A 26114-nucleotide genomic window follows, 5' to 3' on the forward strand; every position below is an offset into this window, starting at 1 on the left:
AATGTTACCGGTCGGTTAAACCTCTAGAGTCCGACGCAAATTTTCTTAAAATTTTTAAGTCAGATGACCGCGGCGACGCCGTGCAGGATCGGCTGCAGGCGCACCAGGCCGATATCCTCGCGTTCGAAGCGGCTGCCGACCTTGGTCAGCTTGGCCAGCACCTGCTCGCCTTCGTCGGGTCCGATCGGCGCGATGACGATGCCGCCGCTCGACAATTGGTCGAGCAGGAAGCGCGGCAGGCTGTCGAACGCCGCCCAGGCGACGATGCGGTCGAACGGCGCTTCATTGGCCAGCCCGTTCGAACCGTCCGCCTGGCGCACGATGACATTGCCGATGGCGAGTGCCTCGAGGCGCTGCCGGGCCTGTTCGGCCAGCGTCTTGTAACGGTCGATGGTGACGATCCGAGCGGCAAGCCGCGACATCACCGCCGCCGTGTAGCCGGACCCGGTGCCGATCTCGAGCACGCGATTGCCCGGCTCGATGGCAAGTGCAGCGATCACCGCCGCCTGCAGGTCGGCGCCTTCGATGGCCTCGCCGCATTCGATCGGCAGCATGCGGTCCGACCAGGCGATCGAATGGAAGTGGGCCGACAGAAAACCGCGCCGCGGCGTCGCCTCAAAGGCGGCGATCAGCGCCTTCGGCACCGTGCCCCTGCCGCGCAGGCGAAGCAGGAAGGCGGCAAAACCTTCGCGGTCGTCGACCGCTGGAGCGTGGTTCAAGTTCATGCGAGCGCCTTGGCCAGTTGATCGCGGATTTCATGCGCGGTGAGATCGAGCTGCAGCGGCGTCACCGACACCAACCGATTGCGCAAGGCATGGAGGTCGGTGCCTTGCTTGCCCTCGACCGGCTCGCGGCCGAAGCGCAGCCAATAGTAAGGCAGGCCGCGGCCGTCGCGGCGCTCGTCGACCCACAGGCTGTGGACGAGCTTGCCCTGCGAGGTAACGACCGTGCCGGCGATCTCTTCGGGTGGGCAATTCGGAAAGTTGACGTTGAGCAGCACGCCGTCCGGCAACGGCATGGCGACAAGTTTTTCGAGCAGCGCCGGCGCCAGCGCTTCGGTGGTCTCGTAGGGAACGACGCGATCCTCGCCGACATAGGAATAGGCCTGGCTGATGGCGATCGAGCGCACGCCGAGCAGCGCGCCTTCCATGGCACCGGCGACGGTGCCAGAATAGGTGACGTCGTCGGCAATGTTGGCGCCGGAGTTGACGCCGGACAGGATCAGGTCGGGTGCTTCAGGCAGGATCTTCTTCACGCCCATGATGACGCAGTCGGTCGGCGTGCCGCGCACGGCAAAGTGCTTTTCGCCGATTTTCCTGAGGCGCAGCGGCTCCGAGATCGACAGCGAATGCGCATAGCCGGACTGGTCCTGTTCCGGCGCCACCACCCAGACGTCGTCCGACAGCGTGCGGGCGATGCGTTCGAGCGATGCAAGACCCTCGGCATGGATGCCGTCGTCGTTGGTCAGGAGGATACGCATGAGACCGCCTTTGGATGTTCAGATTGACGGCAGTTCTGTACGGCGCCCCCCTCTGTCCTGCCGGACATCTCCCCCACTTGGGGGGAGATCGGCTGGCCGCCCCCTCGGCGCTTTCCCTGCACCACTGGCAATTGGCGAAGGTCGCTGCGATGTCCAATCTCCCCCCTTGAGGGGGAGATGTCCGGCAGGACAGCGGGGGGCGCGAAGGAACGCGGGGCCGACAATCTTGTCACTTCGATGATTCGATCTTTGCGAGGCCGCCCATGTAAGGCCGAAGCGCTTCAGGAATGGTTACGCTGCCATCCTCATTCTGGTAATTTTCGATGACTGCGATAAGAGCGCGGCCGACGGCAGTGCCGGAGCCGTTCAGCGTGTGGACGAAGCGATTGCCCTTGCCGTCCTTGTCCTTGTAGCGGGCGTCCATGCGCCGCGCCTGGAAATCGCCGCATACCGAGCACGACGAGATCTCGCGATAGGCATTCTGGCCGGGCAGCCAGACCTCGATGTCGTAGGTCTTGCGCGCGCCAAAGCCCATGTCGCCGGTGCACAGCGTCACGGTGCGGAACGGCAGGCCGAGCCGCTTCAGCACCTCCTCGGCGCATTCGGTCATCCGCTCGTGCTCGGCAAGCGACGATTCCTGGTCGGTGATCGACACCAGCTCGACCTTGTAGAACTGGTGCTGACGCAGCATGCCGCGCGTGTCGCGGCCGGCCGAGCCCGCTTCCGAACGGAAGCACGGCGTCAGCGCGGTATAGCGCAGCGGCAGTTTTTCGTGCGGCGTGATTTCCTCGCGCACGAGATTTGTCAGCGGCACTTCGGCCGTTGGGATGAGCCAAAGGCGTTGTATAGATGCCGAGACGAACGTCTCTTCCGGCTGCCCCACCAGAGCATCCACAATTCGTTGTCGCGCAGAGCGACCGTCGACATCTGGTGAGCCCGCGTCTTGTGCTGAAGCAAGCGCTCGTACAACCTTTTCAATCGAAGTCAGATTTCTTGCTGTAGCAAACAAATCGTCCTCAAATTTCGGCAATTGTCCGGTGCCGAACATTGCCTCGTCGCGCACCATCAGCGGCGGGACGATCTCCTCGTAGCCGTGCTCGGTCGTGTGCAGGTCGAGCATGAACTGGCCGAGCGCGCGCTCCATCCGCGCCAGCTGGTTCTTGAGCACCGTGAAGCGCGAACCCGAAAGCCTTGCGGCACGCTCGAAATCCATCATGCCGAGCGCTTCGCCGATCTCGAAATGCTCCTTCACCCAGTTCGGGCGGGTCGGCGCCTTGCCGACGACGCGCTTGACGACATTGTCGTGCTCGTCCTTGCCAACCGGTACGTCGTCGAACGGCACATTGGGCAGAACCGCCAGCGCATCGTTCAGCGCCTTGTCGACCTCGCGCTCGTGCGCCTCGCCATTCTGGATGAAGGCCTTGATCTCGCCGATCTCTGCCTTCAGCCTTTCGGCAAGGGCGGCATCGCCCGAACGCATGGCATTGCCGATCTCCTTCGACGCGGCATTGCGGCGTTCCTGCCTGATCTGCAGCTCGGTCAGATGCTCGCGCCGCGCCTCATCCGCGGCGATCAGGTCGTCGACCGTGGACTGCGCCTCCCCGGCCGACCACGAGCGCTTCTGGAGCGCTTCGACAAGGGCCTTCGGGTTGTCGCGAATCCATTTGATGTCAAGCATGGTCTGTTCGTCCTCGGCACGGCGGTTTCGGGGCAAGCAAATGCCCAAAACAAAGACCAGAGGGCGTAAACCGCATCGATACAAGACGTCAAGGCAGAGTTCCTTCGCGCCGACCTCAGGTAGGCAGCACGCGCAACGTTCGATCGAAAGAACCCTGGAAACAAAAACCCGCCTCGGGAGGCGGGTTTTTGGAGCCAATTGGCACCATACCCAAATTAATAGCATAGCTGCCGGCACAAAGCAAGAACAAAGTTGCTCCTTCAGCGAAGAATCGTGGCCTAATTCCAGCTTGGGTTCCTCGCCCCACGAAGTGGGGAGAGGTGGCTCGGCGAAGCCGAGACGGAGAGGGGAAACCGCGCCCTACGAAAGACCCCTCTCCGGCCGCGTCGCGGCCACCTCTCCCCCGCTTCGCGTGGGCGAGGAACCCAGGTCTTGAGAGGTCGAGCGCAAGACAGAGGGAGCGCTGTCCCGCGGATTTCGAAAGCTGCCCGCCTCAATCGCTACGTCGAAGACGCGTCCGCCGGCTTTTCGGCCACCTCTTCCGTGGCGTCCTGCTTTTCGCGGGCCACACGGTCGCGCTCCTTGCTGCGCTCGATCAGCCGGGCCGACCAGATCGAGACCTCGTAGAGAAGGATCGTCGGAATGGCGAGGCCGATCTGGCTCATTGGGTCGGGTGGCGTCAGCACCGCCGCCACCACAAAGGCGATGACGATCGCCCATTTGCGCTTCTCGGCCAGGCCCTGGGACGACAGCATACCGACCCGCGTCATCAGGCTGGTCACCACCGGCAACTGGAACACCAGGCCGAAGGAGAAGATCAGCGTCATGATCAGGCTGAGATATTCGGACACTTTCGGCAGCAGCGAAATCTGCACCTGGTCGTTGGTGCCGGTCTGCTGCATGGCGAGGAAGAACCACATCACCATCGGCGTGAAGAAGAAATAGACCAGCGACGCGCCCATCAGGAACAGGATCGGCGAGGCGATCAGGAACGGCAGGAAGGCATTGCGCTCGTTCTTGTAGAGGCCGGGCGCGATGAATTTGTAGATCTGCGTGGCGATCAGCGGAAAGGCGATGACCATGCCGCCAAACATGGCGAGCTTGACCTGGGTAAAGAAGAATTCCTGCGGTGCCGTATAGATCAGCTCGACCTTGTGCGGGTCGAGCCCGGCCCATTGCGTAGCCCATCTGAACGGAATGACCAGCAGGTTGAACAGCTTCTTGGCGAAGAAGAAGCACACAAGAAAAGCGACGAAGAAACCGCCGATCGACCACATCAGCCGCCGGCGCAACTCGATCAGATGCTCCATCAGCGGAGCCGACGATTTCTCGATTTCGTCCTTTTCCTTATCCGAAGTGCTCACTTTGCGGCTCCCGCCGTTTTCCTGGCGGCCGGCTTCTTCGTTGCTGCCGATTGAGCTTTCGGCTCAGCTTTCGTGGCGGCCTTTGGCGCAGCGGTCTTTGCCGGCTTGGCCGGCACGGCAGCCGCTGCTTTCGCAGACGCCGGCTTCTTCTTTGCCGCCGATGCTTTTTGCGGCACGGCCGCTGCAGTCGTTTGCGCCTGCACTGCCGGTGCCACGACGGACTCGTCCGTCATCGCCGGAAAGATCGGCGTGGCCGGCGTCGGCTCCGGCGGACTGACGCCCGGCATCGTCGTTGCGCCGTTCTTCAGCGGCTCGGCTGCCTGTTCTGTCGAAGTGGCGGGATCGACGACCGGCTTGGGTTTCATCACGGCATCGACGCCGGAACGGACGTCAGCGGCCGCCTGCTCGAATGGATTGAGCTGTTTCCTGATCTCGGCCGCCGGATTGAGGCTTCTCAGCGAATCGACCGACTTCTTGACGTCGTCGAGCTCGGCTTCCTTCAGTGCGTCGTTGAACTGCCGCTGGAAATCGGAGGCCATGGCGCGCAGCTTCGCCGTTGTGCGGCCGAAGGTGCGCAGCATGTTGGGCAAATCCTTGGGCCCGACGACCACGATCATGACGATCGCGATCACCAGCATCTCGGTCCAGCCGACTTCGAACATGGCTATACGTTCCGACTAAAGTGTTGGGGCTCAGCCTTTGCTGGCCTTTTCCTTCGGTACCGAAACGGTTTCGTCGGAACGGTGTTCGACGGTACGCTTGTCCTCAGCAGTGTCGTCGTCGGCCATGCCCTTCTTGAAGCTCTTGATGCCCTTGGCCATGTCGCCCATCAACTCAGGGATCTTGCCGCGGCCGAAGACCAGCAGCACGATCACCAGAACGATCATCCAGTGCCAAATCGAAAATGAACCCATAGCAAATCTCTCTCGAACGGTTTCCCAGACGCTGATCTATGCGCTTTCGGGTTCGGATTCAAACAGAACTGCGACAGAGTTCATGAATGAGTGGCAGATGTCACGCACTTTCGGCACAGCAGCCCGCTACCAATCGGCGCAGTTCCGCCCTGCCTATGGCTTTAAGATGGCGCTCGGGTCAATCTTCCGTGACGCGCGGGGTCAAAAGGCCGAGTTCCTCGAGGTCGATGTCGGTCAGCGGATCCTCGTCGTCGGTGAGCGCATCGGGGTCGGCCGGCGGCAGCGGCACCGAGAAATTCGACGGCATGCGGCCGGACAGCAGCCCGGCACCCTTCAATTCCTCCATGCCGGGGAGATCGCGGATCTCCTCCAGTGCGAAATGGTCGAGGAAAATGTCGGTCGTGCCGTAGGTGACGGGACGGCCGGGCGTGCGGCGCCGGCCGCGCATCCTCACCCATTCGGTCTCCATCAGCGTGTCGAGCGTTCCCTTTGACGTCTCGACGCCGCGGATGTCCTCGATCTCGGCGCGCGTTACCGGCTGGTGGTAGGCGATGATCGCCAGCACTTCGAGGGCAGCGCGGGACAGTTTGCGCTGCTGCACCGTGTCACGGCTCATCAGGAAGGCGAGGTCGCCGGCGGTGCGAAACGCCCAGGCATCGCCGACGCGCACCAGATTGACGCCGCGCCGCGCATAGATCTGCTGCAGTTCGGCCATTGCCGCGGCAATGTTGATGCCGTCGGGCAGTCGCGAAGTGAGCTGTTTTTCGCTGACCGGCTCGGCGCTGGCGAATACGATCGCCTCGGCCATCCGTACGGCCTCCGCCATATGCAGCCGCTCGCCAGGATTCCGCGACAAATTCTGCCCCTGATTTTGTGCCGGGTTTTCGGCGACCGCGCCTTGTTCGGCGTCGTCGTCGACCTTGAACGGAATGACCGAAGCGTTGGCGCGTTCGCTCATGGTGCTACCTCGACTATCTTGATGGCCTGGGCGCGGCCGCGCAGATAAAGCGGCGCGAACACCTGGTCCTGCCGCATCTCCATCTTGCCTTCGCGCACCAGTTCCAGCGTCGCCGCAAACGAGCTGGCAACCGCGGTGCGCCGCTCTTCCGGGCCGGCCAGATATTCGACCAGGAAACTGTCGAGCGCCGTCCAGTCGCGCAGCGACCCGATCAGCCTGGTCAGCACGTCGCGCGCATCCTTGAGCGACCACACGCCGCGCCTGGCGATCGTCACATTGGTGATCGCCTGCTTCTGGCGCTGCTGGGCATAGGCGGTCAACAGGTCGTAGAGCGAGGCCGAATAGGCATTGCGCTTCTCGACGATGACCATCTCCGGCATGCCGCGTGCAAACACGTCTCGTCCAAGCCGGTTGCGGTTGACCAGCCGTGCCGCCGCGTCGCGCATCGCCTCCAGCCGCTTCAGCCGGAACTGCAGCACCGCCGCCAGTTCCTCGCCGCTTTCGCCTTCGTCGCCGGGCTGCTTGGGGATCAGGAGCTTCGACTTGAGGAAGGCCAGCCATGCCGCCATCACCAGGTAGTCGGCGGCAAGCTCCAGCCTCAGCGCCCTCACCTTCTCGACGAACGCCAGATACTGTTCGGCCAGCGCCAGGATCGAGATGCGCGACAGGTCGACCTTCTGATTGCGGGCAAGATGCAGCAGAAGATCGAGAGGACCTTCGAAGCCGGCCACATCGACGACCAACGCCGGATCGCCGGTCAGCCGGGAATCGTCGTTCTCGGCCCACAAGCGGTCCATCGGTGCGGCCTTGCCGGCCTTCAGGTCCAATGTTTCCGCCACTTCGCTTCCTTTGATGCTAGGCCACCGCGTCGAAATAACTGGCAAATTCGGCCCGAATCTCGGTCTCGTCCGCCACGTCGCGGTTCCTGATATAGGTCAGCGCCCGCTCCGCGCGCTCAAACGACTTGCCTTCAAGCCCGGTCGTGCGCGATGCAATGCCGGCCATCTCCTCGAACACGCCGTTGCAGTGAAGGACCAGATCGCAGCCCGCCGCAAGGATCGCCGCCGCCTTTGACGGGAAATCCCCAGAAAGTGCCTTCATCGAGGTGTCGTCGCTCATCAACAGGCCGTCGAAGCCGATTTCGTCGCGGATGATCTCTTCGATGACCTTGCCGGACGTGGTGGCCGGGTTCTTCGGGTCGATCGCGCTATAGACGACATGCGCCGTCATCGCCATCGGCAAATGGTTGAGCTCCCTGAACGGGGCAAAATCATGCCGCTGCAAGTCGCCGATCGAGGCGTCGACGGTCGGCAGTTCGAAATGCGTATCGGCGAAGGCCCTTCCATGACCGGGAATATGCTTCATCACCGGCAGCACGCCGCCCGCCATCAGGCCTTCCGCCGCGGCGCGACCCAATTCGATGACGGCGCGCGGCTCCTTGCCATAGGCGCGCGCGCCGATGACGTCGCTGGCGCCCTCGATCGGCACATCGAGCACCGGCAGGCAATCCGCCGTGATGCCGTAGCGCAGCAGGTCGAAGGCATGCAGCCGCGCCATCAGCCATGCGGCACGGGTGCCGGCGTCATGGTCGTCGCGCCACAAGGCGCCGAGTGCACCGGCAGCCGGATAGTTCGGCGCCAGCGGCGGCCGCAGGCGCTGCACCCGGCCGCCCTCCTGGTCGATGAACACCGGCGCATCCGCACGCCCGACGCAGTCGCGCATCGCGGCGACCAGATCGCGGATCTGCTCGGTCTCGCCAATATTGCGCGCAAACAGGATGAAGCCCCACGGGCATTCGTTGCGATAGAAACGGATCTCGTCGCGGGTCAGTGATTTCCCGGCGCAGCCGAGGATCATGGATTTTGATTCGGTCATGCGGAACAGTTTAGAGCTTCGCGCCGACAAAGGGAATCGCCCGCAATTGCCTTCAGAGGTTTCCGTTCACGCAAAAAAGCCGGCGCGGACGCCGGCTTTTCGAGAGGTTTTGGTGCCTAGTGGGACACGAAGCAATTGCCGCCGGCAGCCTTGTAGCTGGTGCACAGTTTGATCGCCTCGTTGCGAGACTGCGCCGGAACGCGGACGCGGTAGAAGGTGCCCTTGCCGGCGATCTCGGCCTTGACGATGTTGGGTGTGCGGCCGGAAAGCACGCTGCCATAGCGGCGCTGCAGATCCTGGTAAGTCGCCTGGGCGCTTTCGACTGTCGGCTGCGAAGCGATCTGTATCGACCACGAACCAGCCCTGGCCGCGGCCGGATCGATGGAAGCGACCTGATCGGGCTTGACCTCGCCAACCACATCGACGGGTTGGTCGGACGGACGCTGCGGCGCCACCGGAACCGTGGCCGGGGTGCTGGCGGACTGCTTGCTGGCTGACGCCTGGGCCTTGGCTTCAGCCTTTGTGTCGGGCTTGGGCGCCGGCTGCAGCTTGGAGGTTTCGGCCTGATCGCCGCTCGCCTGGTCGCCACTCGGCTGGTTGCCAATCTTCGGATCACTTGTCATTTGGTCGATCAGGGGCACGGTGCCGGTCTGCGCCGCGGCGTCGGCCTGGGCCGACGGAGCCACGTGCTGCGGCGCCGGATCGGCCGGCTCGGCAGCAGCCATCTGCGGGGCGGCGGGCGCCGGATCCTCGCGCGCCACCAGCGAGCCGTCAGGTTTCACGACCATGGTCCGTACCTTGCGCGGCGCAACGGCGACGATCTCGGGGGTTGCACCCTTCTCGGCCTCCTGCAGAACCTGCGCGATGCGATCCTCGGACTTGGGCGCCGGTGCGGCGGCGGTTTCGGTAGCGCCAGCCGCACTGGCGCCAAGCGCGCTGGAGTCAGGCGCGTTAGTGCCGGGCGCATTGGTGCCAGACCCGTCGGTGTCGGACGCCACGGCGCCGGGCGCGTCGATATCGTCTGCGGCATCGGGGTCATTGGGCGAAAGATCGACGACGCGGCTCTCCGGTTCGTTGGCCTTCAGGTCCACGGGCTCTTCGGTGTTGGTGACCAGCTTCTGCTGAACCGGCTCGGCGGGCTTGGCGCCCTTGACCACAGCGTCATAGACCTTGTTGTCCTGGTTCGGCACTACGGTGCCGCCTGGATTTTCCGGCTTGATCTTGATCGGCCTGTTGTCGGCCTTGACGATAACCGGCGCATCGCCGCCGCCCTTGCCGCCGAGGGTCAACGCAAAGGCGCCAAGGCCGCCGGCGATCGCCACGGCGCCGACCACCGCTCCTATCAGCAGCCCGCGCCTGCGCGGCTGCCTTTCGGCTCCGCGTTCGGCAAGGCCCGGAACCGACATCTCCTCGTCCAGTTCGGGATCGTAGTCGAGCTCATCGAAGGTGAAATCGTCGGCTTGCGAAACCGGCTGGCCGCCAGGCGATGGGCCCAGATCGAAACCGTCCGCTGCATCGGCATAGGAAGCAGCCGCCGCGCTGACGGGGGCTTCCGCAGGCTTGGCGCCATAGGCGCGCGTCTCGCTACGATCTTGCTTATAGCCAGACACGAAGCCGGCATCGTATTCATCGTCATAGCCAGCACTGCGCACCGGGGCAGGCGCTATGTCAGTTGCATTCATTTCGGTGAGAAGGCTGGCAAAATCGGCATCGAGATCGTCGTAGGCGGGCGCCACCGGCTCGTCATCGTCGAAGTTGAGCTCCGGAATGTCGAGATCGTCCGCCAGCGCCACGACGCGCTCGGGCACGTCGACCGTCTCGACATCGGGCATCTCGTCATAGGCGGAAGGCTGTTGATGCGAGGTTGGTGCAGCTTCCGTGTAGGCGGGCCGATCTTCATAGGATGGCCTCTCTTCGACCGGTGCGGCCCGATAGGACGGCGTTGCGGCCGGCTGCGGCGGTGGTGCCGGACGCGCTGAAGCTACCGGCTGGCTTGCAAAAGCGGGCTGAGGCTGTGCGACCGGTGTCACGCGGCTCCACGAGCGGGCCGGCTCGGGCGGTGTGGCGCGTGTCGTCAGCCAGTTCAGCGCATCGAGCGGGTCTTCTTCGGCAGCAGCTGCCGCACTCTTGTCGGCCGAGTCATGATCCAGGCCGATATTCCTGGCGAAGTCGGCATCGAGCGCATCGCTGTCGAGATCATCCGCGGGGCCGGCAGCGACTTCAACACCGAAATCCTCGCCTTCAAGCTCATCGAGGAGGACACTGCCAAGATCGGCGTCATTGGCGGCACTGGACTGCTGCGGCTCAGCGGGCTCGTGCTCGTCGAGTTCCCAATCCAGCTCGTCGACAGCATGCACCGGCTCGTTGGCGACGTCTTTGACCGCCGCCATTGGCTGTTCAGCGGCCACTGCTGGCTTCTGAATTACCGGCGCGATAGGCTGCTGAACAGCCATCACGGGCTTCTGGGCAGTCTGCGGGCTTGTCTGAGGTTCGTTGACCACTTGTGCCGGCCGTGTGCTCATCGCACCGAGCAGCGCGTTCAGTTCGTCTTCCAGGCTGCGTTCCTCAGCCACTGGGGCCGTCGGGACGACAGCGGCCGGCGCCGCTGGTTCGGCCGCAACCTGCGCCACGGGCTCTTCGGCTTCCTCGGCAGGCGCATCGTCGAAGCTCAGATCGAAATCGTCGTCGAACGCCGCTTCAGCGGCCGTGCCGGAAAGCCGGGCGGCCTCTGGCTCTTCGATCGACTGCTCTTCGATAAATTCTGGTTCTTCGATTTCGGCAGGCTCGTTCGGGCGAACGTCGAAGTCCATGTCGACATCGGCCATGGCATCATCGAAATGGCCGGCAAGATCCTCATCGGCCGAAACCGCCTCAACCGGCGATGCCGGGGCGGCGACGTTTTCCGCCGGCTCATGCTCGTCGAACATCAGCTCGTCTTCGAGCGAACTTGCCACGGCATCGTCGAACTCGTCATCGAACGCAGGCGCGGCCGCTTGCGCGGCGGTTTCAACGGCGACGGTCTGCTCCATCGGCTCATGCTCTTCGAGCATCGGCTCGTCTTCGAGCGAACTTGCCACGGCGTTGTCGAACTCATCGTCGAAGGCGGGCGCGGCCGCTTGCGCGGCGGTTTCAACGGCGACGGTCTGCTCCATCGGCTCATGCTCTTCGAGCATCAGCTCGTCTTCGAGCGAACTTGCCACGGCGTTGTCGAACTCATCGTCGAAGGCGGGCTCGTCGACCGGCTCGATCGCCTCGGCTGCGGCCCTGGGTTCATCCTCGCCGGTCACCGCGATCTTGGCCGTCACATCGTCGTCGTGCCGAAAATCCTGGTCGAGCGAGGCGGCAAGTTCGTCGTCACTCGAAAGGTCGCCCTCGAACGGCGACACGTCTTCGAGCGAGCCGGCGACGGCGTTATCGAACTCGTCGTCGAGCTCCGGCTCGACAGCGGGAGCAAACGCCCTTTCGGGGGCGGAGGCAATTTCGTCGGCGGCAACAGGAGCGGCCGCAACAGGAGCAGCATCATCCGCCGCATTGTCCTCGAACGCGAAATCCTGTTCGAACGAGGCAGCAAGCGCGTCCTCCATTTCGTCGGCGGCGCCCGGTTCGGGTGTCGGCTCGCGAAGCTTGGCAGGGGAAGCATTGTCATTGGCGTCGGCGCCGAATTCGCCCATCAACTCCTTCTCGAGATCGATCTCGAAATCGCCCTCGTCCACCGACGGTTCGGCGGCAGCGGTTTTCGGCTGTGCCGGCGTTTGCGGTTTGACCGGCTGGCGCGGGTCGAACCCCATGATCCTGGTCAGTTCCGCGAACGGATCATCGTTGGCGATGTCGTTGTGGTCGGCTGCTCTCAGCTGGGTTCTGTCTGCCATTATTGTTCCCGAACTCGCACTCATTCGGACGCCATGGACGTCGCGTAGGGTTGGCCCTTACCAGCGCAATGTGGGCAAAAGGTGACAGGTTTTTTACTCAAACCTAACGCATTTCGGTGGGCGCATTGGCTCCGATCAGCGTCAGGCCGGACGTCAAAACGTCCGAAACAGCCTGCACCAGCCCTAGTCTGGCATGCGTCAATTGTCGGTCGTTAACCTTAACAAAACGTAAGTCGGGACTATCGGTGCCCCGGTTCCAGTGTCCGTGGAAGCTGGAAGCGAGTTCGTAGAGGTAAAATGCCAGCCGGTGGGGCTCGAGCGCGAGCGCCGCGGCTTCGATCAGCCGAGGATATTCGGCGAGCTTCCTGATCAGGCCGATCTCCCCCTCATCGGTCAGCAAAGCCACTTCGGCGGCCAGCTGGTTGCGGTCGAACATGGCCTCGCCCAATTGCTCGCTCGCCTGCCGGAATACCGAATGGCAGCGCGCCGAGGCATACTGCACGTAGAACACCGGATTGTCCTTCGACTGCTCGGTTACCTTGGCGAAGTCGAAGTCGAGCGGCGCGTCGTTCTTGCGGTAGAGCATCATGAAGCGGATCGGGTCGCGGCCGACCTCCTCCACCACTTCGCGCAAGGTCACGAACTCGCCCGACCGCTTCGACATACGTACCGGCTCGCCGGCGCGAAACAGCCTCACCAGCTGGCAAAGCAGCACGGTAAGCTTGACCTCGTCGCCGGCAATCGCCCGGGCAAGCGCTTCCAGCCGCTTCACGTAGCCGCCATGATCGGCGCCAAGCACATAGATCAGATCGACGAAGCCGCGATCGACCTTGTCCTTGAGGTAGGCGACATCGGCGGCGAAATAGGTGAAGGTGCCGTCCGACTTGACCAGCGCCCGGTCCATGTCATCGCCGACCGCGGTCGAACGGAACAGCGTCTGCTCGCGGTCCTCCCAGTCGTCCGGCTTCTCGCCCTTGGGCGGCGGCAGCTTGCCCTTGTAGATGTGGCCCTTCAGCGTCAGGTCGCTGATCGCCGAGCGTATCTTGCGGGCGTTGTTCGCATGCAGCGTCCGCTCGGAGAAGAAGACGTCGTGATGCACGTTGAGCAGCGCCAGATCCTCACGGATCATCGCCATCATCGCATCGATCGTCCTGTCCTTGACGATGGCAAGCGCCTCCTCGTCCGGCATCTGCAGCAGGGAGCGGCCGAATTCGCTGGCCAGCGCCTGACCAACGGGGATCAGATAGTCGCCTGGATAAAGCCCGGCCGGAATGTCGCCGATCTCATCGCCGAGCGCTTCGCGGTAGCGCAGCATGACTGAGCGTCCGAGCACGTCGATCTGCGAACCGGCATCGTTGATGACGTATTCCTTGGTCACGTCGTAACCGGCGAAGGCCATCAGATTGGCCAGCGCGTCGCCGACCACAGCACCCCGGCAATGGCCGACATGCATCGGGCCGGTCGGGTTGGCCGAGACATATTCGACATTGGTTTTCTTGCCGCCGCCGATAGTCGAGCGGCCGTAATTGCGGCCTTCGCCGAGCAGCGCCGTCAGATGCGCCTGCCAGAAGCCGTCCTTGAGCCTGAGATTGACGAAGCCCGGGCCGGCGATCTCGGCGGCCGCGATATCCTCGTCGGCGCGCAGCGCCTCGGCCAGCCTTTCGGCCAGCGCACGCGGGTTCTGGCCGGTCGGCTTGGCCAACACCATGGCTGCGTTGGTCGCGAGATCGCCATGGCTGGCATCGCGCGGCGGCTCGACGGCGATGCGCGACAGGTCCGGCGACACGCCATCCTTGTCTTTCAAATCAAGCGCTTCGACGGCCTTTATGATTCGCGCGTTGAAATCGGCGAAGATGTTCATTGCTGTGGCTCTGACGGTTTTGCAGGGATCCGGCTCGTTGGCCGGCAAAATCGCGCCCGCCCTAGCTCAAATCCGGCGTATGGTCAAACAAACGCCTGTGTTCCTTGAGTGCATAAGTGTCCGTCATGCCGGCCAGGAAATCGGCAACACTGCGCGCCTTGACGCGGTCCTCTGCCCGGTCGAGCCCTTCGCGCCAGCCATCCGGCATGGCGCGCGGATCGGCGAAATAGACGTCGAACAGGTCCCTGACGATCTGGTCGGCATCGGCGCGCACCCGCATGACCTCCGCGTGCCGGTAGAGGTGCTTGTAGAGAAAGGCCTTCAGCTCCTTTTCCAATACGGCCGTCTCGGCGGAGAAGCTCACCATCGGCTCGCCGGCCGCCCTTACCGCTTCGGCGCTGCCGGGCTTGATGCGCGCCAGATTGGCTGTCGTCGAGACGATCACGTCCTCGACCATGATGGTGATCTGCCGGCGCATCAGCTCGTGGCCGGTGCGTACGTCATCGAGCGCCGGATAGCGCTGACGCACGCCCTTGAGGATCGACCCCGGCAGCGAGACGCCCTCCAGCATATCCAGCCTCAACAGCCCTGCCCTCAAGCCGTCATCGATGTCGTGGGTGTTGTAGGCGATGTCGTCGGCAATCGCCGCACACTGCGCCTCGATACCAGCGAAGCGATCGAGCTCGAGGTCGTGCAGTTCGGAATAGTCGCGGATAGCCTGCGGCACCGGCCCCTTCAGCCCTTTCCCCTTGGCATCGGTCAGCGGGCCATTGTGCTTGACCAGCCCCTCCAGCGTTTCCCAGGTGAGGTTCAGCCCGTCGAACTCGGCATAGCGCCGCTCCAGCCGCGTCACCACACGCAGTGACTGCGCATTGTGGTCGAAGCCGCCCCAGGCGGCCATCTTTTCATTCAGCGCGTCCTCGCCGGTATGGCCAAAGGGCGTGTGGCCGAAGTCGTGCACCAGGGCCACCGCCTCGGCCAGGTCCTCGTCGCCGCGCAGCGCCCGCGCCAGAGCGCGTGCGATTTGCGCGACCTCGATCGAATGCGTCAGCCTCGTGCGGTAATGGTCGCCTTCGTGTGCGACGAACACTTGCGTCTTGTGCTTCAGCCGGCGGAACGCCGTCGAATGGATGATGCGGTCGCGGTCGCGCTGAAACGGCGTGCGCGTCAGGCTTTCCACCTCGTCGAACAGCCGCCCGCGCGACTTCGCCGGCTCGCTGGCATAGGCCGCGCGCGGCCGATAGCCGAATCCGATGTCGCCCAACTCGTTGGTCATAGCGTATGCCGCAGTTGACTTGCCCCGTCGCGCTTCATACCTATCATACGAAACCGAAAGCAAGGTGACGCCCATGGGCGCTGATGCCAAGACCGCCATGAAAGTCGAGATGACCGACGCCGCCGCCAGGCGGATCGCCAAGATTGTGGCGAGCGAAGCCGGCAAGACGGCCGTGCGCGTTTCGGTCGAGGGCGGCGGCTGTTCCGGCTTCTCCTACAAGTTCGATCTGGTCGACAGGCGCAATGACGACGACGTCGCCATCGAAAAGGACGGCGCCACCGTGCTGATCGACGACCTGTCACTGGTCTATATGGGCGGCTCGGTGATCGATTTCGTCGACGATCTGATGGGCCAGTCGTTCCAGATCAGAAACCCCAATGCGGTCGCCTCCTGCGGCTGCGGCACCAGCTTCTCGATCTAGAAATGCCCGACATCGGCGCGGTCCGTCAGGTCGCGCTTTCCGCCGGGCGCGACCTCGATGCGACGCTGGCGTTCTGGCGCGAGGTGCTCGGCATGAACCTGCATGCGCGTTTCGATCCGCCGGGCATCGCCTTTATCATGGCCGGTGACGTGCGCCTGCTTTTCACCGACGGCCTGCCCGCCGGCACCGTCTATCTCGACATATCGGGCCTCGACGAGTTCCACGCTTCGGCAAGGGCCGCCGGTGTTCCCTTCACCGCGCCGCCGGCGCTCGTCCATCGCGACACCGAAGGCCTGTTCGGCCAGGCGGGGGAAAGCGAATGGATGGCCTTCCTAAAGGATCCGGCAGGCAATACGATCGGCCTTGTCGAACGTCATCCACCGGATAGCTAGTCTCCGGATCACCAGCCTATCGAGGCCGCCATGAAAATCGTCACCTGGAACATCAACGGCGTTCGCGCCCGCATCGGCAATTTGACCCATTGGCTGACGGAAAGCGCGCCCGACATCGCCTGCCTGCAGGAGATCAAGACGGTCGACGAGCAGTTTCCCCGCGCCGAGATCGAGGCGCTCGGCTACAATGTCGAGACTTACGGCCAAAAAGGCTTCAACGGCGTCGCCATCCTGTCGAAGCTGCGTTTCGACGAGGTCAATCGCGGCTTGCCGGGCGACGATGCCGACGAGCAGGCGCGTTTCATCGAGGGCGTGTTCTCGACCGACAAGGGCGCCTTGCGCGTTGCCTCGATCTATCTGCCGAACGGCAACCCGATCGACGACGAGAAAAAGTTCTCCTACAAGCTTTCCTGGATGGCGCGACTTGAGCGCTGGGCCGAGGAGCGGCTTGCTCTGGAAGAGCCGTTGGTCCTGGCCGGCGACTACAATGTCATTCCCGAGCCGATCGACGCGAAGTATCCGGAAAACTGGCTAAGCGATGCACTGTTCCAGCCCGCGACGCGGCAGGCGTTCCGGCGGCTGAAGAATCTCGGCTTCACCGAAGCCGTGCGTGCCGTCACCGACGCCCCGGACATTTTTACGTTCTGGGACTATCAGGCCGGCGCCTGGCAGAAGAACAACGGCATTCGCATCGACCATTTGCTTCTGTCGCCCGAAGCCGCCAACTGGTTTTCCTCGGCTTCGATCGAAAAGCAGGTGCGCGCCTGGGAAAAGCCCTCCGACCACGTGCCGGTGGCGATCGATCTGGCGCTGCAGCCGGCCTGACCGGAGCTGCTGTCCGGCGGCACATTGATAAGTTGACCTCTTATCGCCACAAATCGCGTGCTTGATGAGAAATCATCATGGTGGCTGGGGTTCCCATGACTACTCGATTTGCACTTTGCCCGATCGGCTGCGCGCTTGCGATGGCGGTGGCGACGCCGGCCTTTGCCGATGCAGAGTGCCTGGCTAACGGCAAATCATTCCAGATCGGCCGGGTCGCTTGCCTGACGCTTGCCGGCCAAAGCTACCTCGCCCGTTGCGAGATGGTGCTCAACAACACGTCCTGGACAAAGCAGCGGGATGGCTGCCCGGAGAACACGCTGGCCCCACATCTGCAGGGCACGCCGATCTCAACACCGGCGCCCAGCGGCATGCCGGCGGAACCGACCGACAATTGATCTAAAAACGGAAATTCTGCCGACCTATTGGTCGCCGCCACCCTTGGTGAGGATGTCGTCGGCCAGCGAGATCGCGGTGCGGCGGTCGGCTTCGCCGGCGGCCGCAAACGCTTCTTCCTGCATGCCGCGGATCCATGGCTGGTCGGCGGGTGAGGCCCGTTCGAGCGCCGCGGTCATCATCGCCAGCCCCCGCACGATCTTGCCGCTTTGGAAGAGCAGGTTGCCGAGCGTCGCCTGCGCGCCCGCATGGCCCTTTTCGGCCGCCAGCTGGAACCAGCGTCCGGCCTGCTTGACGCTGGCCTTGACGCCGCCCTCACCCTTGAGGAACATCTGGCCCATCTCGAACTGGGCGTTCGGATTGCGGTAGTTGGCAGCGGCACGCATGTAATATTCCTGGGCCGCCACCTCGTTCTCCTCGACGGGGCTGCCGGGAATGCCCTTCCTCAGATAGTCGCCAAGCGCCACCAGCGCGTCCGAAACATAGCTTTCCTCGGGCGAACCGGGCTCGACATCCTGGTCGACGATCTCGCTGAAGAACTTGAACGCCGCGTAGTCGTCTCGCGCCACGCCATCGCCTTCGGCATACATGCGCGCAAGCTTCCAGGTGGCGCCGATCTGGCCGTTCTCGGCGGCATATTTATAGGCTTCCGCGGCCTGCTCCTTATGGCCGTTCTTGTAGGCGGAAAAGCCAAACTGGAACACCGCCCACGGGCTCGACTGCGGCTTCACGCCGGTCTTGTCGTCGAACACCTTGTCGTCGAAGGCCATGGCCTGGCCGACGGCGCCCAAGGTCGCGCCAAACGTGGCGAGCGCAACCAGTGCCGAAAGGACAGACGACCTCAACAACTCAGATGTCCGCATAGCAGTGTGTTTCTTTGGCACCGCCGGGATGGGTGACTGCGCCGTCGCGGGCAGATCCGACCGTCTGTGCGTATTTCCAGATCGCGCCCGACTGATAGTCGGTCGTGCGCGCCTTCCATGCTTTTGCCCTCGCTGCCAGTTCGGCTTTGGACAATGCAACCTCGATCGTGCCGTTCACCGCATCGATCGAGATCAAGTCGCCATCCCTAAGCAGCCCGATCGGGCCGCCGACAGCCGCTTCCGGCCCGACATGGCCGATGCAGAAACCGCGCGTCGCGCCCGAAAAACGCCCGTCGGTGATGAGCGCCACCTTGCCGCCCATGCCCTGGCCGTAGAGAGCCGCCGTCGTCGACAGCATTTCGCGCATGCCCGGGCCGCCGCGCGGACCCTCGTAACGGATGACGAGAACCTCGCCTTCGCTATAGTTGCGATGCGTAACAGCCTCGAAACATTCCTCTTCCGAATCGAAGCAGCGTGCCGGACCCGAGAATTTGAGCTCCGCCATACCAGCGACCTTCACGATCGCGCCTTCGGGGGCAAGGTTACCCTTCAAGCCCACGACCCCGCCGGTCTGGGTAATCGGCCTGTTGGCGGGACGGACCACATCCTGGCTGTCATTCCAGGAAACATGTTCCATATTTTCGGCCAAAGTGCGGCCGGTCACCGTCAGGCAATCGCGATGAAGATAGCCATGGTCGAGCAGCGTCTTCATCAAGAGCGGAATGCCGCCAGCCTCGAACATGTCCTTGGCGACGTATTTGCCGCCCGGCTTGAGGTCGGCGATGTAGGGTGTTTTCTCGAATATCTTGGCCACGTCGAAAAGATCGAACTTTATCCCGGCCTCGTGCGCGATCGCCGGCAGATGCAGCGCCGCGTTGGTCGAGCCGCCGGTGGCTGAGACCACGGTCGCGGCATTTTCCAACGCTTCTATAGTAACGATGTCGCGCGGGCGGATGTTCCTTGCGATCAGCTCCATGATCTTTTCGCCGGAAGCGAAATTGAAGCGGTCGCGCATCTCGTAGGGTGCCGGCGCGCCGCAGGAATAGGGCAGCGCCAGGCCGATCGCCTCAGCGACGGTGGCCATGGTATTGGCGGTGAACTGGGCGCCGCAGGAGCCGGCCGACGGACAGGCGGCTTGTTCGATCTCGAGCAGCTCGGCGTCGCCGATCGTGCCGACCGAATGCTGGCCGACCGCCTCGAACACGTCCTGCACGGTGATCTGCCGGCCACGGTAGCTGCCGGGCAGTATCGAGCCGCCATAGATGAAGATCGACGGTACGTTGAGGCGCACCATGGCCATCATCATGCCAGGCAGCGACTTGTCGCAACCGGCCAATCCAACCAGCGCATCGTAGCAATGGCCGCGCATTGTGAGCTCGACCGAGTCGGCGATGACCTCGCGCGACACCAGCGACGACTTCATGCCCTGATGACCCATGGCGATGCCGTCGGTGACGGTGATGGTGCAGAATTCGCGTGGCGTGCCGTTGGCGGCCGCCACGCCCTTCTTGACCACTTGCGCCTGGCGCATCAGTGAGATGTTGCAGGGCGCGGCCTCGTTCCAGCAGCTGGCGACACCGACCAGAGGCTGCGCGATCTCGGCCGCCGACAGCCCCATAGCATAAAGGTAGGAGCGATGCGGCGCCCGCTCGGGACCAACGGTCACGTGGCGGCTCGGCAGCTTGGCCTTGGAGATCCCTCTGGCGTCCATACTCGTCCTTGCCGCGGGCGGTGCGGCCTGCCTCTTCGCCTAGCCTTTTGGCGCATGTCCCGAGACAGGTTCGAGGTGCGCCGGGTTTATGGCGGGAAATAGGCAATGTTCCCGGGCGGCCGGGCGACGCGAGGGTTGTTCAGAAACTGTTGCCAAAACGTCACAATTATCGGAGCGAACATCATGGGGGCAATTTGTTGCATTGGCCGAATGCCGGATGACGCACCGAACAAAACGGCCGGGCAACGCCCGGCCGTTTTGTCGTTTAAAATTTAATAGTTAGAACTTGATCTTGACGGAAGCCGAACCAGCGAGAAGCAGGTCGTTGCCGTAGGTATAGGTAACGGCATTTGCCACGTCGCCGACACCGCTGAAAGTCGATGACCCGCTCGTCAGCACACCGATCGAGCCGCCGAGCCTGATCTCGATCTGGTCGTTCGGCGAATAGGAAACGCCGCTGGCAACGGCCCAGGTATCCGACTGATAGCCGGAGGTCGTCGAGGTGCCGCGATCCCAGGTCAGCGAAACCACGCCCGACAATTGATCGGTGAACTTGTGCCCGATACCGCCCGTGACCGTCCAGCCGTCGCGATAAAGCAGGTCGAATGAAACGGGCGAGGGCAAACCGGTTACCGGACTGCGCACGCCATTGATGGCAATGACGCCAAGCTTGCTCCACTCCTGCCAGCGGATGGAACCAAAGGCCAGCCAGCCAGGAGCTATACCGCTCTGCAGCTTGAATTCCAGAGCCTGAGGTATCTCAGCCGACGCCGAGACTGGGTACACGCCGGTAGAGCCGGGAATCAGATCCGCTGGAAAGGCGCCCCTGAAGCCGGTCGTGTCGACGGTTCCCGACAGCCCGTCATATTTGTAGCTCGAAGAGTACATCAGGCTGGCGCGCAGAGCGATCTCGGGGATCTCATAGGCTGCGCCCGCACGCCAACCCCATGCCTCGTCGGATAGCTTGAATACGCCGAGGCCGGTATTGCCGAAGGCGAGCAGTGTCTGACGGGAAAGAAACGCGTCTACCTGCTGGTAGGAGACACCGCCGATGAATCGTATGGCGCCCTTGCCGACGTTCACCTTATAGGAGCAGGTGAGACCGAAATCGTCTGTGTCGACGGCGTATTTGACCGCTGTCGGCGAATAGGCGTTGTTCATGCCGAAATTCGCGTCCGCACCATACGGTCTCGTATAGGTGGCAAGACAGTCTACGGGCTCAAAGATGTTGGCCTTGATGCCGACATGCGGCACCGCATAATCGCCACCAACGTCCACCGCCGATGTCGACAAACCCGAGCCATCGAGACGCTGCACGTTCTTGAGTTTGCGCTGTGGCGAAACATAGGTGACGCCTGCGTCGAACGAATATGGCGCCGCGTCGAACAGCTGGTCGATATTGACGCCGCCCCGGTCAAAGCCCCCGGCTTGCACCGTCCCAGCCAAAGCCAGCGAAAAAGCCCCCGCGCCCAGCAGCACTTTCAGACGCGAATAACACATGAATCTCCTCCCCGAAATATCCTTGCATCAAGCTAGAACCAATTCAGGTTAACGGCGCAACAACGAATTCGCCGTGCGTACATGTACAGCTTGGCTGAACGCATTTCCGACAAGGTGTCGGCCTTCTTACCGAGGTGGGAAAATGGCCGCCATAATACAGATCGACGAGAAAACTCGGGAAAAACCCCTAAATCACTACAAAACAGGGCATTTTGCGTGCCCAGTCAGCCATTGTTACATTACGGCAACAATGGGGCAAAAACATTCAGTTTGCCTCAAGATTTACGCTGCGGAATGCCCGTTTTCGTGGCAGGCGGCCTGTCTGGAAGGCAGATTCGTGACCGGCGAATCTATTGCGGCCAACAGGCCCAATCTGTTCGATCAACTGGCATCGCGCACCCGCGCCAATGCCACCGAAAGCTTCTCTTGCGCCTCGCGATATTCGGCGAGTTTTTCACGCTCGGCCTCCACCACCTCTTCCGGCGCGTTGGCGACGAATTTCTCGTTGGACAGCTTCTTGTAGAGCCGCGCTATTTCCTCGGTCACCTTCGCAAGCTCCTTGTGCAGGCGCGCTGCCTCGGCGGCAAGGTCGATCAGGCTGCCGAGCGGCAGGCAGATCGTCGCCTCGTTGACCACGATCTGGGCGGATCCCCTCGGTGGCGCCTCGGCGAGCGAGATGTCGCCGACCCGCGCCAGACGCTTGATAGCCGAGCCCTGACGCTCGAGCCTTTCGTGTGTCGCGTCGTTGGCGCCGATCACCACGAGCGGTGCGATAGCCGCCGGCGGCACGTTCATCTCCGAACGCACCGAGCGGATGCCGGAGACAAGGTCGACCAGCCAGTTGATGTCGGCGGCGGCCGCCTCGTCCTCGAAGTCGGGCGACGGCCATGCCGCATGACAAAGCAGCGATTGCCGTTGCCTGCCCTCGCCGGCGGTTTCGGCCCACAGTTCCTCGGTCATGAACGGCATCATCGGATGCAGCAGCTTATAGATCTCGTCGAGTACGAAGGCGACGCATGCCCTGCTCTCGGCCTTGGCGGCCTCGTCGGTGCCCATGAACACCGGCTTCAGCAGTTCCAGGTACCAGTCGCAGAACTGGTTCCAGACGAACCGGTAGGCGGCACCCGCCGCCTCGTTGAAACGGTATGAGGTGATACCGTCCGTTATGTCCCGCGCGGCTCGCGTCAGCTCCGTCAAGATCCAGCGGTTGACCGCCAGCTTGGCGTCCTGCAGCCAGAAATCGTCGTCGCGCGCCACTTCGTTCATCTCGGCGAAGCGCGTCGCGTTCCACAGCTTGGTGCCGAAATTGCGATAACCGGCAATGCGGGCCGGATCGAGCTTAACGTCGCGCCCTTGCGCTGCCATCACAGTCAAGGTGAAGCGCAGCGCATCGGCGCCGTATTCGTCGATGAGCTCGAGCGGATCGATGACGTTGCCTTTCGACTTCGACATCTTCTGCCCGTTCTTGTCGCGAACCAGAGCATGGACATAGACGGTATGAAACGGCTCCTGATCCATGAAATGCAGGCCCATCATCATCATGCGGGCGACCCAGAAGAAGATGATGTCGAAACCGGTCACCAGCACGTCGGTCGGGTAATAGGTCTTCAGCTCCCGCGTCTGGTCCGGCCAGCCAAGCGTCGAGAACGGCCACAGCGCCGACGAGAACCATGTGTCGAGCACGTCCTCGTCGCGGGTCAGGATCTCGCCAGGCTGGAAATTCTCAAGCTTGTCCTCGACCCAGGCCTTCCACGGCCCTTCCAGCGCCAGATAATATTCGACGGCGGCACCGAGCGCCTCTTCCTCGGTCTTTTCGACAAAGACATGCCCGTCCGGCCCGTACCAGGCAGGGATCTGGTGACCCCACCAGAGCTGGCGCGAAATGCACCAGGGCTGGATGTTTTCCATCCAGTCGAAATAGGTCTTTTCCCAGTTTTTGGGCACGAAATTGGTACGGCCCTCGCGCACCGAGGCGATCGCAGGCTTGGCCAGTTCCGCCGCATTGACATACCACTGGTCGGTCAGAAACGGCTCGATCGGCACGCCGCCGCGGTCGCCGTGCGGCACCGTGTGGCGATGCGGCTCGACCTTTTCGAGAAAGCCGCCCGCCTGCATCAACTCGACGATCTTCTTGCGCGCGTCGAAACGGTCGAGGCCGTCGAGGCTGTCCCATACGGCCTGGCGCTCCGGCGTCACTTCCAGTCCGGCGAGAAAGTCCTCATTGTCCTTGAGGCTCACCGCCGCATTGACGGTGAGGATGTTGACCGCCGGCAGCCGGTGGCGCTTGCCGACCTCGAAGTCGTTGAAGTCATGCGCCGGCGTGATCTTGACCGCACCACTGCCTTTTTCGGGATCGGAATACTCGTCCGCCACCACCGGAATCCTGCGGCCGACGATCGGCAGGATGAGGTTCTTGCCGACGAGATGCCGGAAACGTTCGTCGTCGGGGTGGACGGCGACAGCCGTATCACCCAGCATCGTCTCCGGGCGGGTCGTCGCAACGGTGATGAAGGTCTTCGGATTTTCCGGATCGAAGGTCATGCCTTCGACTGGATAGCGGAAGTGCCAGAGGTTGCCGTTGACTTCCTGCTGCTCGACCTCGAGATCCGAGATGGCGGTCAACAGCTTTGGGTCCCAGTTCACAAGGCGCTTGTCCTTGTAGATCAGCCCTTCCTTGTAGAGCGTCACGAACACTTCGAGCACGGCCTTGGACAGGCCCTCGTCCATGGTGAAGCGCTCCCGGCTCCAGTCGGCCGAGGCCCCGAGCCGCTTCAGCTGGTTGAGGATGGCGCCGCCGGATTCTGCCTTCCATTCCCACACCTTGTCGATGAACTCATCGCGCGTCAGGTCGCGGCGGTGGATCTGATTTTGCATCAGCTGGCGCTCGACCACCATCTGCGTGGCGATGCCGGCATGGTCCATCCCCGGCTGCCACAGCACGTTCTTGCCGCGCATGCGCTCGAAGCGCACCAGAATGTCCTGCAGCGTGTTGTTGAGCGCATGACCCATATGCAGCGAGCCGGTGACATTCGGCGGCGGGATGACGATGGTGAAGGCTTCAGCCCCCTCCTCGGCCCCGGCACCGGCCCGAAAGGCGTCGGCCTCTTCCCAGATCCTGGCAATCTTCGGCTCGACGGCTTTGGCGTCGTAGGTCTTTTCGAGCATGGGAAAACGGTCCGCGCTGTCCGGAATTTGTGGTCCGGTGTAAATCGGAAGGTTGTTGCCAAGTCAACCGCAAGGGCGGCGGGTTTGTTCCACCTAGCTGCCCTGATGAGTTCTTTACTTGGCGGCAAGCCCATGCCCGCATTCGGCACAGAATTTCGCCCTTGGCGTGCGGTATGGTTTTCCGCAGGCCGGGCAATCGGGGCCATAGTCGGAACGGCGGACGTGCAGAAGCCAGTACGTGTGGCCAAGCGTGACCCCGGTGCGTTCGCGATAGCGATCGGCAGCCGGATGTTTCATTTCCTTCCAGAAGCCATTCTTGGAAATGAATCTCTTGGTTTGAAAGTAAAGCGCCGCAGGGTCTCCGACGATCTCTCGATACTCCTCGTCGGTAAGCATGGGCACCCAAGATCGCAATCGATAGCTGTAGGTCTGTTTGCGGTTCATCGATCGACGATAGCAGGCGGGCTGCTCCGGCGAAATGCGTGGCGCGCAACTCGCCCTCGCGCGGACGCTTAATGCAATTCGGCCGTTTCAGGACATCGGCTGTGCGAAACTAGGCCCGCAAGCCGGAAAGCTGCTACTGCGCGCCGCGCGCGACGCGCTCGATTTCCTCGCGCACCAGCCGCTCGACCAGCGTCGGAAGGTTGTTGTCCAGCCAGTCCTGCAGCATGGGCCGCAGCATCTCCTCGGCCATCTCGTCGAAAGTCTTCTTGCTGCGGCTGGCAAACGCGTCGGAAAGCTCGCCGAAGGCGGCGGCAACCTGCCGGCCCGTATGCTCCGAAAGGATTGCCGGACGTGCGGGCGGCGCCTCGCTGGCCGCCGGACGCGCCAATCCGATTTTCGACGATTCCGGGCCGATTTTCGAAGATTCCGGGCCGCTTTCCGAAAGCTCCGGCCCAATTTCCGAAGGCTCCGGCACAGGTCCAGCAGTCGCCTCGTTCTCGAAAACCTCGGCTTTCGGCTCGGCGTCCGGCGTCCGGAGTGGCTCGGCGCGCTCCGGCTTGGCCATCGCGTCGCCGACCGCGGCGATCTCGCGCCGCCAATCGGCGATGATGGTGTCGGTCGTCTCGGCAGCCTTGGCTGTCGCAGGCCGATCCGGCTTTGCGGGCGGTTCGGGAGCGGCGTTCACCTCAGCCAGCGTCACCGCTGCTTGTATCGGGCCGGGACGCAGCGGCGTTTCCTGGCGCTCAATGACCGGCGCGGCCGCTGGCTGCACCTCGGCGCGCGTGGCAGGCTTGGCGATCTCCAGTCCGCCGCGCAGTTCGGAGCGGAACGCATCCCCCTCCGCTGCTGCCGGCGCCGGTTGCAGATCCTGGCGCAGCTCGTCCGCGTCGCCCGGCTGCTTGCGGCCGGTATCGCTGTCCTCGATGATCCTTCTGATGGAAGCCAGTATTTCTTCCATGGAAGGTTCGCGCTGTACGCTGCTTGCCGTCGCCATCGTCACATCCGCCGCCCTTGTGACTCGTTCTCAGATTTCCTGTCCGGCAATGCCGGATTCGAATCATGGCAACAGCGTAACCGACGGAACGGCTTGCGAGAATCCCCAATCTGGCGACATCTCGGATTTCA

The 26114-nt window shown here is 63.0% G+C and carries 22 protein-coding genes; 4 read left to right on the forward strand and 18 right to left on the reverse strand.

Going from position 1 to position 26114, the window contains the following annotated elements; translation table 11 throughout:
* Positions 1-59 precede the first annotated feature (59 nt).
* From NKJ55_RS20120 to NKJ55_RS20180, 12 genes are all read right to left on the reverse strand, one after another.
* A complete protein-coding gene (locus NKJ55_RS20120) occupies positions 60-725 on the reverse strand; it encodes a protein-L-isoaspartate(D-aspartate) O-methyltransferase (protein WP_352451384.1) in 666 nt (221 codons plus the stop codon).
* Entirely contained in the window at positions 722-1480 is a 759-nt protein-coding gene (gene surE, locus NKJ55_RS20125; RefSeq protein WP_352451385.1) for a 5'/3'-nucleotidase SurE, read from the reverse strand. The genes NKJ55_RS20120 and surE overlap by 4 nt, the downstream gene beginning before the upstream one ends.
* 229 nt (positions 1481-1709) lie before the next feature.
* Positions 1710-3158, reverse strand: coding sequence for a serine--tRNA ligase (gene serS / locus NKJ55_RS35655; protein WP_502904496.1), 1449 nt, complete (start codon positions 3156-3158; stop codon positions 1710-1712).
* A 500-nt stretch (positions 3159-3658) separates the two neighbouring features.
* Complete coding sequence (gene tatC, locus NKJ55_RS20140) at positions 3659-4522, reverse strand: twin-arginine translocase subunit TatC (protein WP_352451386.1); 864 nt, start codon at positions 4520-4522, stop codon at positions 3659-3661.
* Complete coding sequence (tatB, locus tag NKJ55_RS20145) at positions 4519-5184, reverse strand: Sec-independent protein translocase protein TatB (RefSeq protein WP_352451387.1); 666 nt, start codon at positions 5182-5184, stop codon at positions 4519-4521. The genes tatC and tatB overlap by 4 nt, the downstream gene beginning before the upstream one ends.
* Positions 5185-5214: 30 nt before the next feature.
* On the reverse strand, positions 5215-5436 hold the full coding sequence (locus tag NKJ55_RS20150) for a twin-arginine translocase TatA/TatE family subunit (protein WP_352451388.1): 222 nt from the start codon (positions 5434-5436) through the stop codon (positions 5215-5217).
* A 178-nt stretch (positions 5437-5614) separates the two neighbouring features.
* A complete protein-coding gene (gene scpB / locus NKJ55_RS20155; RefSeq protein ID WP_352451389.1) occupies positions 5615-6394 on the reverse strand; it encodes an SMC-Scp complex subunit ScpB in 780 nt (259 codons plus the stop codon).
* On the reverse strand, positions 6391-7191 hold the full coding sequence (locus NKJ55_RS20160) for a segregation and condensation protein A (protein ID WP_352451416.1): 801 nt from the start codon (positions 7189-7191) through the stop codon (positions 6391-6393). The genes scpB and NKJ55_RS20160 overlap by 4 nt, the downstream gene beginning before the upstream one ends.
* A gap of 58 nt (positions 7192-7249) precedes the next feature.
* Positions 7250-8269, reverse strand: coding sequence for a beta-N-acetylhexosaminidase (gene nagZ, locus NKJ55_RS20165; RefSeq protein WP_352451390.1), 1020 nt, complete (start codon positions 8267-8269; stop codon positions 7250-7252).
* A 116-nt stretch (positions 8270-8385) separates the two neighbouring features.
* Positions 8386-12138, reverse strand: coding sequence for an SPOR domain-containing protein (locus NKJ55_RS20170; protein WP_352451391.1), 3753 nt, complete (start codon positions 12136-12138; stop codon positions 8386-8388).
* 103 nt (positions 12139-12241) lie between these two features.
* Positions 12242-13999 carry an arginine--tRNA ligase gene (gene argS / locus NKJ55_RS20175; RefSeq protein WP_352451392.1) on the reverse strand — a complete coding sequence of 586 codons (1758 nt, stop codon included), beginning with the start codon at positions 13997-13999 and terminating at the stop codon, positions 12242-12244.
* A 61-nt stretch (positions 14000-14060) separates the two neighbouring features.
* Positions 14061-15275, reverse strand: coding sequence for a deoxyguanosinetriphosphate triphosphohydrolase (locus tag NKJ55_RS20180; protein WP_352451393.1), 1215 nt, complete (start codon positions 15273-15275; stop codon positions 14061-14063).
* A gap of 73 nt (positions 15276-15348) precedes the next feature.
* On the opposite strand from NKJ55_RS20180, the gene erpA reads away from it, so the two are divergent.
* From erpA to NKJ55_RS20200, 4 genes are all read left to right on the forward strand, one after another.
* Positions 15349-15696 carry an iron-sulfur cluster insertion protein ErpA gene (gene erpA, locus NKJ55_RS20185; protein WP_031212336.1) on the forward strand — a complete coding sequence of 116 codons (348 nt, stop codon included), beginning with the start codon at positions 15349-15351 and terminating at the stop codon, positions 15694-15696.
* A gap of 2 nt (positions 15697-15698) precedes the next feature.
* The gene (locus NKJ55_RS20190; protein ID WP_352451394.1) at positions 15699-16088 is read left to right on the forward strand and encodes a VOC family protein; all 390 of its coding nucleotides are present in this window, start codon (positions 15699-15701) and stop codon (positions 16086-16088) included.
* Positions 16089-16118: 30 nt separating this feature from the next.
* Positions 16119-16913: an exodeoxyribonuclease III gene (gene xth / locus NKJ55_RS20195; RefSeq protein WP_023678937.1), complete on the forward strand. Its 795-nt coding sequence runs from the start codon at positions 16119-16121 to the stop codon at positions 16911-16913.
* 77 nt (positions 16914-16990) lie between these two features.
* Positions 16991-17308, forward strand: coding sequence for a hypothetical protein (locus NKJ55_RS20200; RefSeq protein ID WP_023678938.1), 318 nt, complete (start codon positions 16991-16993; stop codon positions 17306-17308).
* A gap of 24 nt (positions 17309-17332) precedes the next feature.
* Here the strand turns inward: NKJ55_RS20200 and NKJ55_RS20205 are convergent, their stop codons facing one another.
* From NKJ55_RS20205 to NKJ55_RS20230, 6 genes are all read right to left on the reverse strand, one after another.
* The gene (locus tag NKJ55_RS20205; protein ID WP_023678939.1) at positions 17333-18169 is read right to left on the reverse strand and encodes a tetratricopeptide repeat protein; all 837 of its coding nucleotides are present in this window, start codon (positions 18167-18169) and stop codon (positions 17333-17335) included.
* A complete protein-coding gene (gene ilvD / locus NKJ55_RS20210; RefSeq protein WP_352451395.1) occupies positions 18156-19880 on the reverse strand; it encodes a dihydroxy-acid dehydratase in 1725 nt (574 codons plus the stop codon). The genes NKJ55_RS20205 and ilvD overlap by 14 nt, the downstream gene beginning before the upstream one ends.
* Positions 19881-20159: 279 nt before the next feature.
* Entirely contained in the window at positions 20160-21380 is a 1221-nt protein-coding gene (locus tag NKJ55_RS20215) for an OmpP1/FadL family transporter (protein ID WP_352451396.1), read from the reverse strand.
* 381 nt (positions 21381-21761) lie between these two features.
* Complete coding sequence (locus NKJ55_RS20220; RefSeq protein WP_352451397.1) at positions 21762-24545, reverse strand: valine--tRNA ligase; 2784 nt, start codon at positions 24543-24545, stop codon at positions 21762-21764.
* Positions 24546-24659: 114 nt separating this feature from the next.
* Complete coding sequence (locus NKJ55_RS20225; protein ID WP_352451398.1) at positions 24660-24989, reverse strand: zinc ribbon domain-containing protein; 330 nt, start codon at positions 24987-24989, stop codon at positions 24660-24662.
* Between the two features lie 133 nt (positions 24990-25122).
* Positions 25123-25983: a DUF2497 domain-containing protein gene (locus NKJ55_RS20230; protein WP_352451399.1), complete on the reverse strand. Its 861-nt coding sequence runs from the start codon at positions 25981-25983 to the stop codon at positions 25123-25125.
* Between the last annotated feature and the right edge of the window lie 131 nt (positions 25984-26114).

The organism is Mesorhizobium sp. M0106, from assembly GCF_040322715.1.
Taxonomy (GTDB): Bacteria; Pseudomonadota; Alphaproteobacteria; order Rhizobiales; family Rhizobiaceae; genus Mesorhizobium.

Excerpts from the sequence above, each read along its gene's own strand:
- erpA (WP_031212336.1), top strand. The coding sequence starts at position 15,349 with ATGGGCGCTGATGCCAAGACCGCCATGAAAGTCGAGATGACCGACGCC.
- NKJ55_RS20205 (WP_023678939.1), bottom strand. The coding sequence starts at position 18,169 with ATGCGGACATCTGAGTTGTTGAGGTCGTCTGTCCTTTCGGCACTGGTT.
- serS (WP_502904496.1), bottom strand. The coding sequence starts at position 3,158 with ATGCTTGACATCAAATGGATTCGCGACAACCCGAAGGCCCTTGTCGAA.
- NKJ55_RS20200 (WP_023678938.1), top strand. The coding sequence starts at position 16,991 with ATGGTGGCTGGGGTTCCCATGACTACTCGATTTGCACTTTGCCCGATC.
- NKJ55_RS20215 (WP_352451396.1), bottom strand. The coding sequence starts at position 21,380 with ATGTGTTATTCGCGTCTGAAAGTGCTGCTGGGCGCGGGGGCTTTTTCG.
- NKJ55_RS20120 (WP_352451384.1), bottom strand. The coding sequence starts at position 725 with ATGAACTTGAACCACGCTCCAGCGGTCGACGACCGCGAAGGTTTTGCC.
- tatB (WP_352451387.1), bottom strand. The coding sequence starts at position 5,184 with ATGTTCGAAGTCGGCTGGACCGAGATGCTGGTGATCGCGATCGTCATG.
- NKJ55_RS20170 (WP_352451391.1), bottom strand. The coding sequence starts at position 12,138 with ATGGCAGACAGAACCCAGCTGAGAGCAGCCGACCACAACGACATCGCC.
- NKJ55_RS20150 (WP_352451388.1), bottom strand. The coding sequence starts at position 5,436 with ATGGGTTCATTTTCGATTTGGCACTGGATGATCGTTCTGGTGATCGTG.
- ilvD (WP_352451395.1), bottom strand. The coding sequence starts at position 19,880 with ATGGACGCCAGAGGGATCTCCAAGGCCAAGCTGCCGAGCCGCCACGTG.
- NKJ55_RS20230 (WP_352451399.1), bottom strand. The coding sequence starts at position 25,983 with ATGGCGACGGCAAGCAGCGTACAGCGCGAACCTTCCATGGAAGAAATA.
- scpB (WP_352451389.1), bottom strand. The coding sequence starts at position 6,394 with ATGAGCGAACGCGCCAACGCTTCGGTCATTCCGTTCAAGGTCGACGAC.
- argS (WP_352451392.1), bottom strand. The coding sequence starts at position 13,999 with ATGAACATCTTCGCCGATTTCAACGCGCGAATCATAAAGGCCGTCGAA.
- NKJ55_RS20160 (WP_352451416.1), bottom strand. The coding sequence starts at position 7,191 with ATGGACCGCTTGTGGGCCGAGAACGACGATTCCCGGCTGACCGGCGAT.
- surE (WP_352451385.1), bottom strand. The coding sequence starts at position 1,480 with ATGCGTATCCTCCTGACCAACGACGACGGCATCCATGCCGAGGGTCTT.
- NKJ55_RS20220 (WP_352451397.1), bottom strand. The coding sequence starts at position 24,545 with ATGCTCGAAAAGACCTACGACGCCAAAGCCGTCGAGCCGAAGATTGCC.
- NKJ55_RS20225 (WP_352451398.1), bottom strand. The coding sequence starts at position 24,989 with ATGAACCGCAAACAGACCTACAGCTATCGATTGCGATCTTGGGTGCCC.
- NKJ55_RS20190 (WP_352451394.1), top strand. The coding sequence starts at position 15,699 with ATGCCCGACATCGGCGCGGTCCGTCAGGTCGCGCTTTCCGCCGGGCGC.
- xth (WP_023678937.1), top strand. The coding sequence starts at position 16,119 with ATGAAAATCGTCACCTGGAACATCAACGGCGTTCGCGCCCGCATCGGC.
- nagZ (WP_352451390.1), bottom strand. The coding sequence starts at position 8,269 with ATGACCGAATCAAAATCCATGATCCTCGGCTGCGCCGGGAAATCACTG.
- NKJ55_RS20180 (WP_352451393.1), bottom strand. The coding sequence starts at position 15,275 with ATGACCAACGAGTTGGGCGACATCGGATTCGGCTATCGGCCGCGCGCG.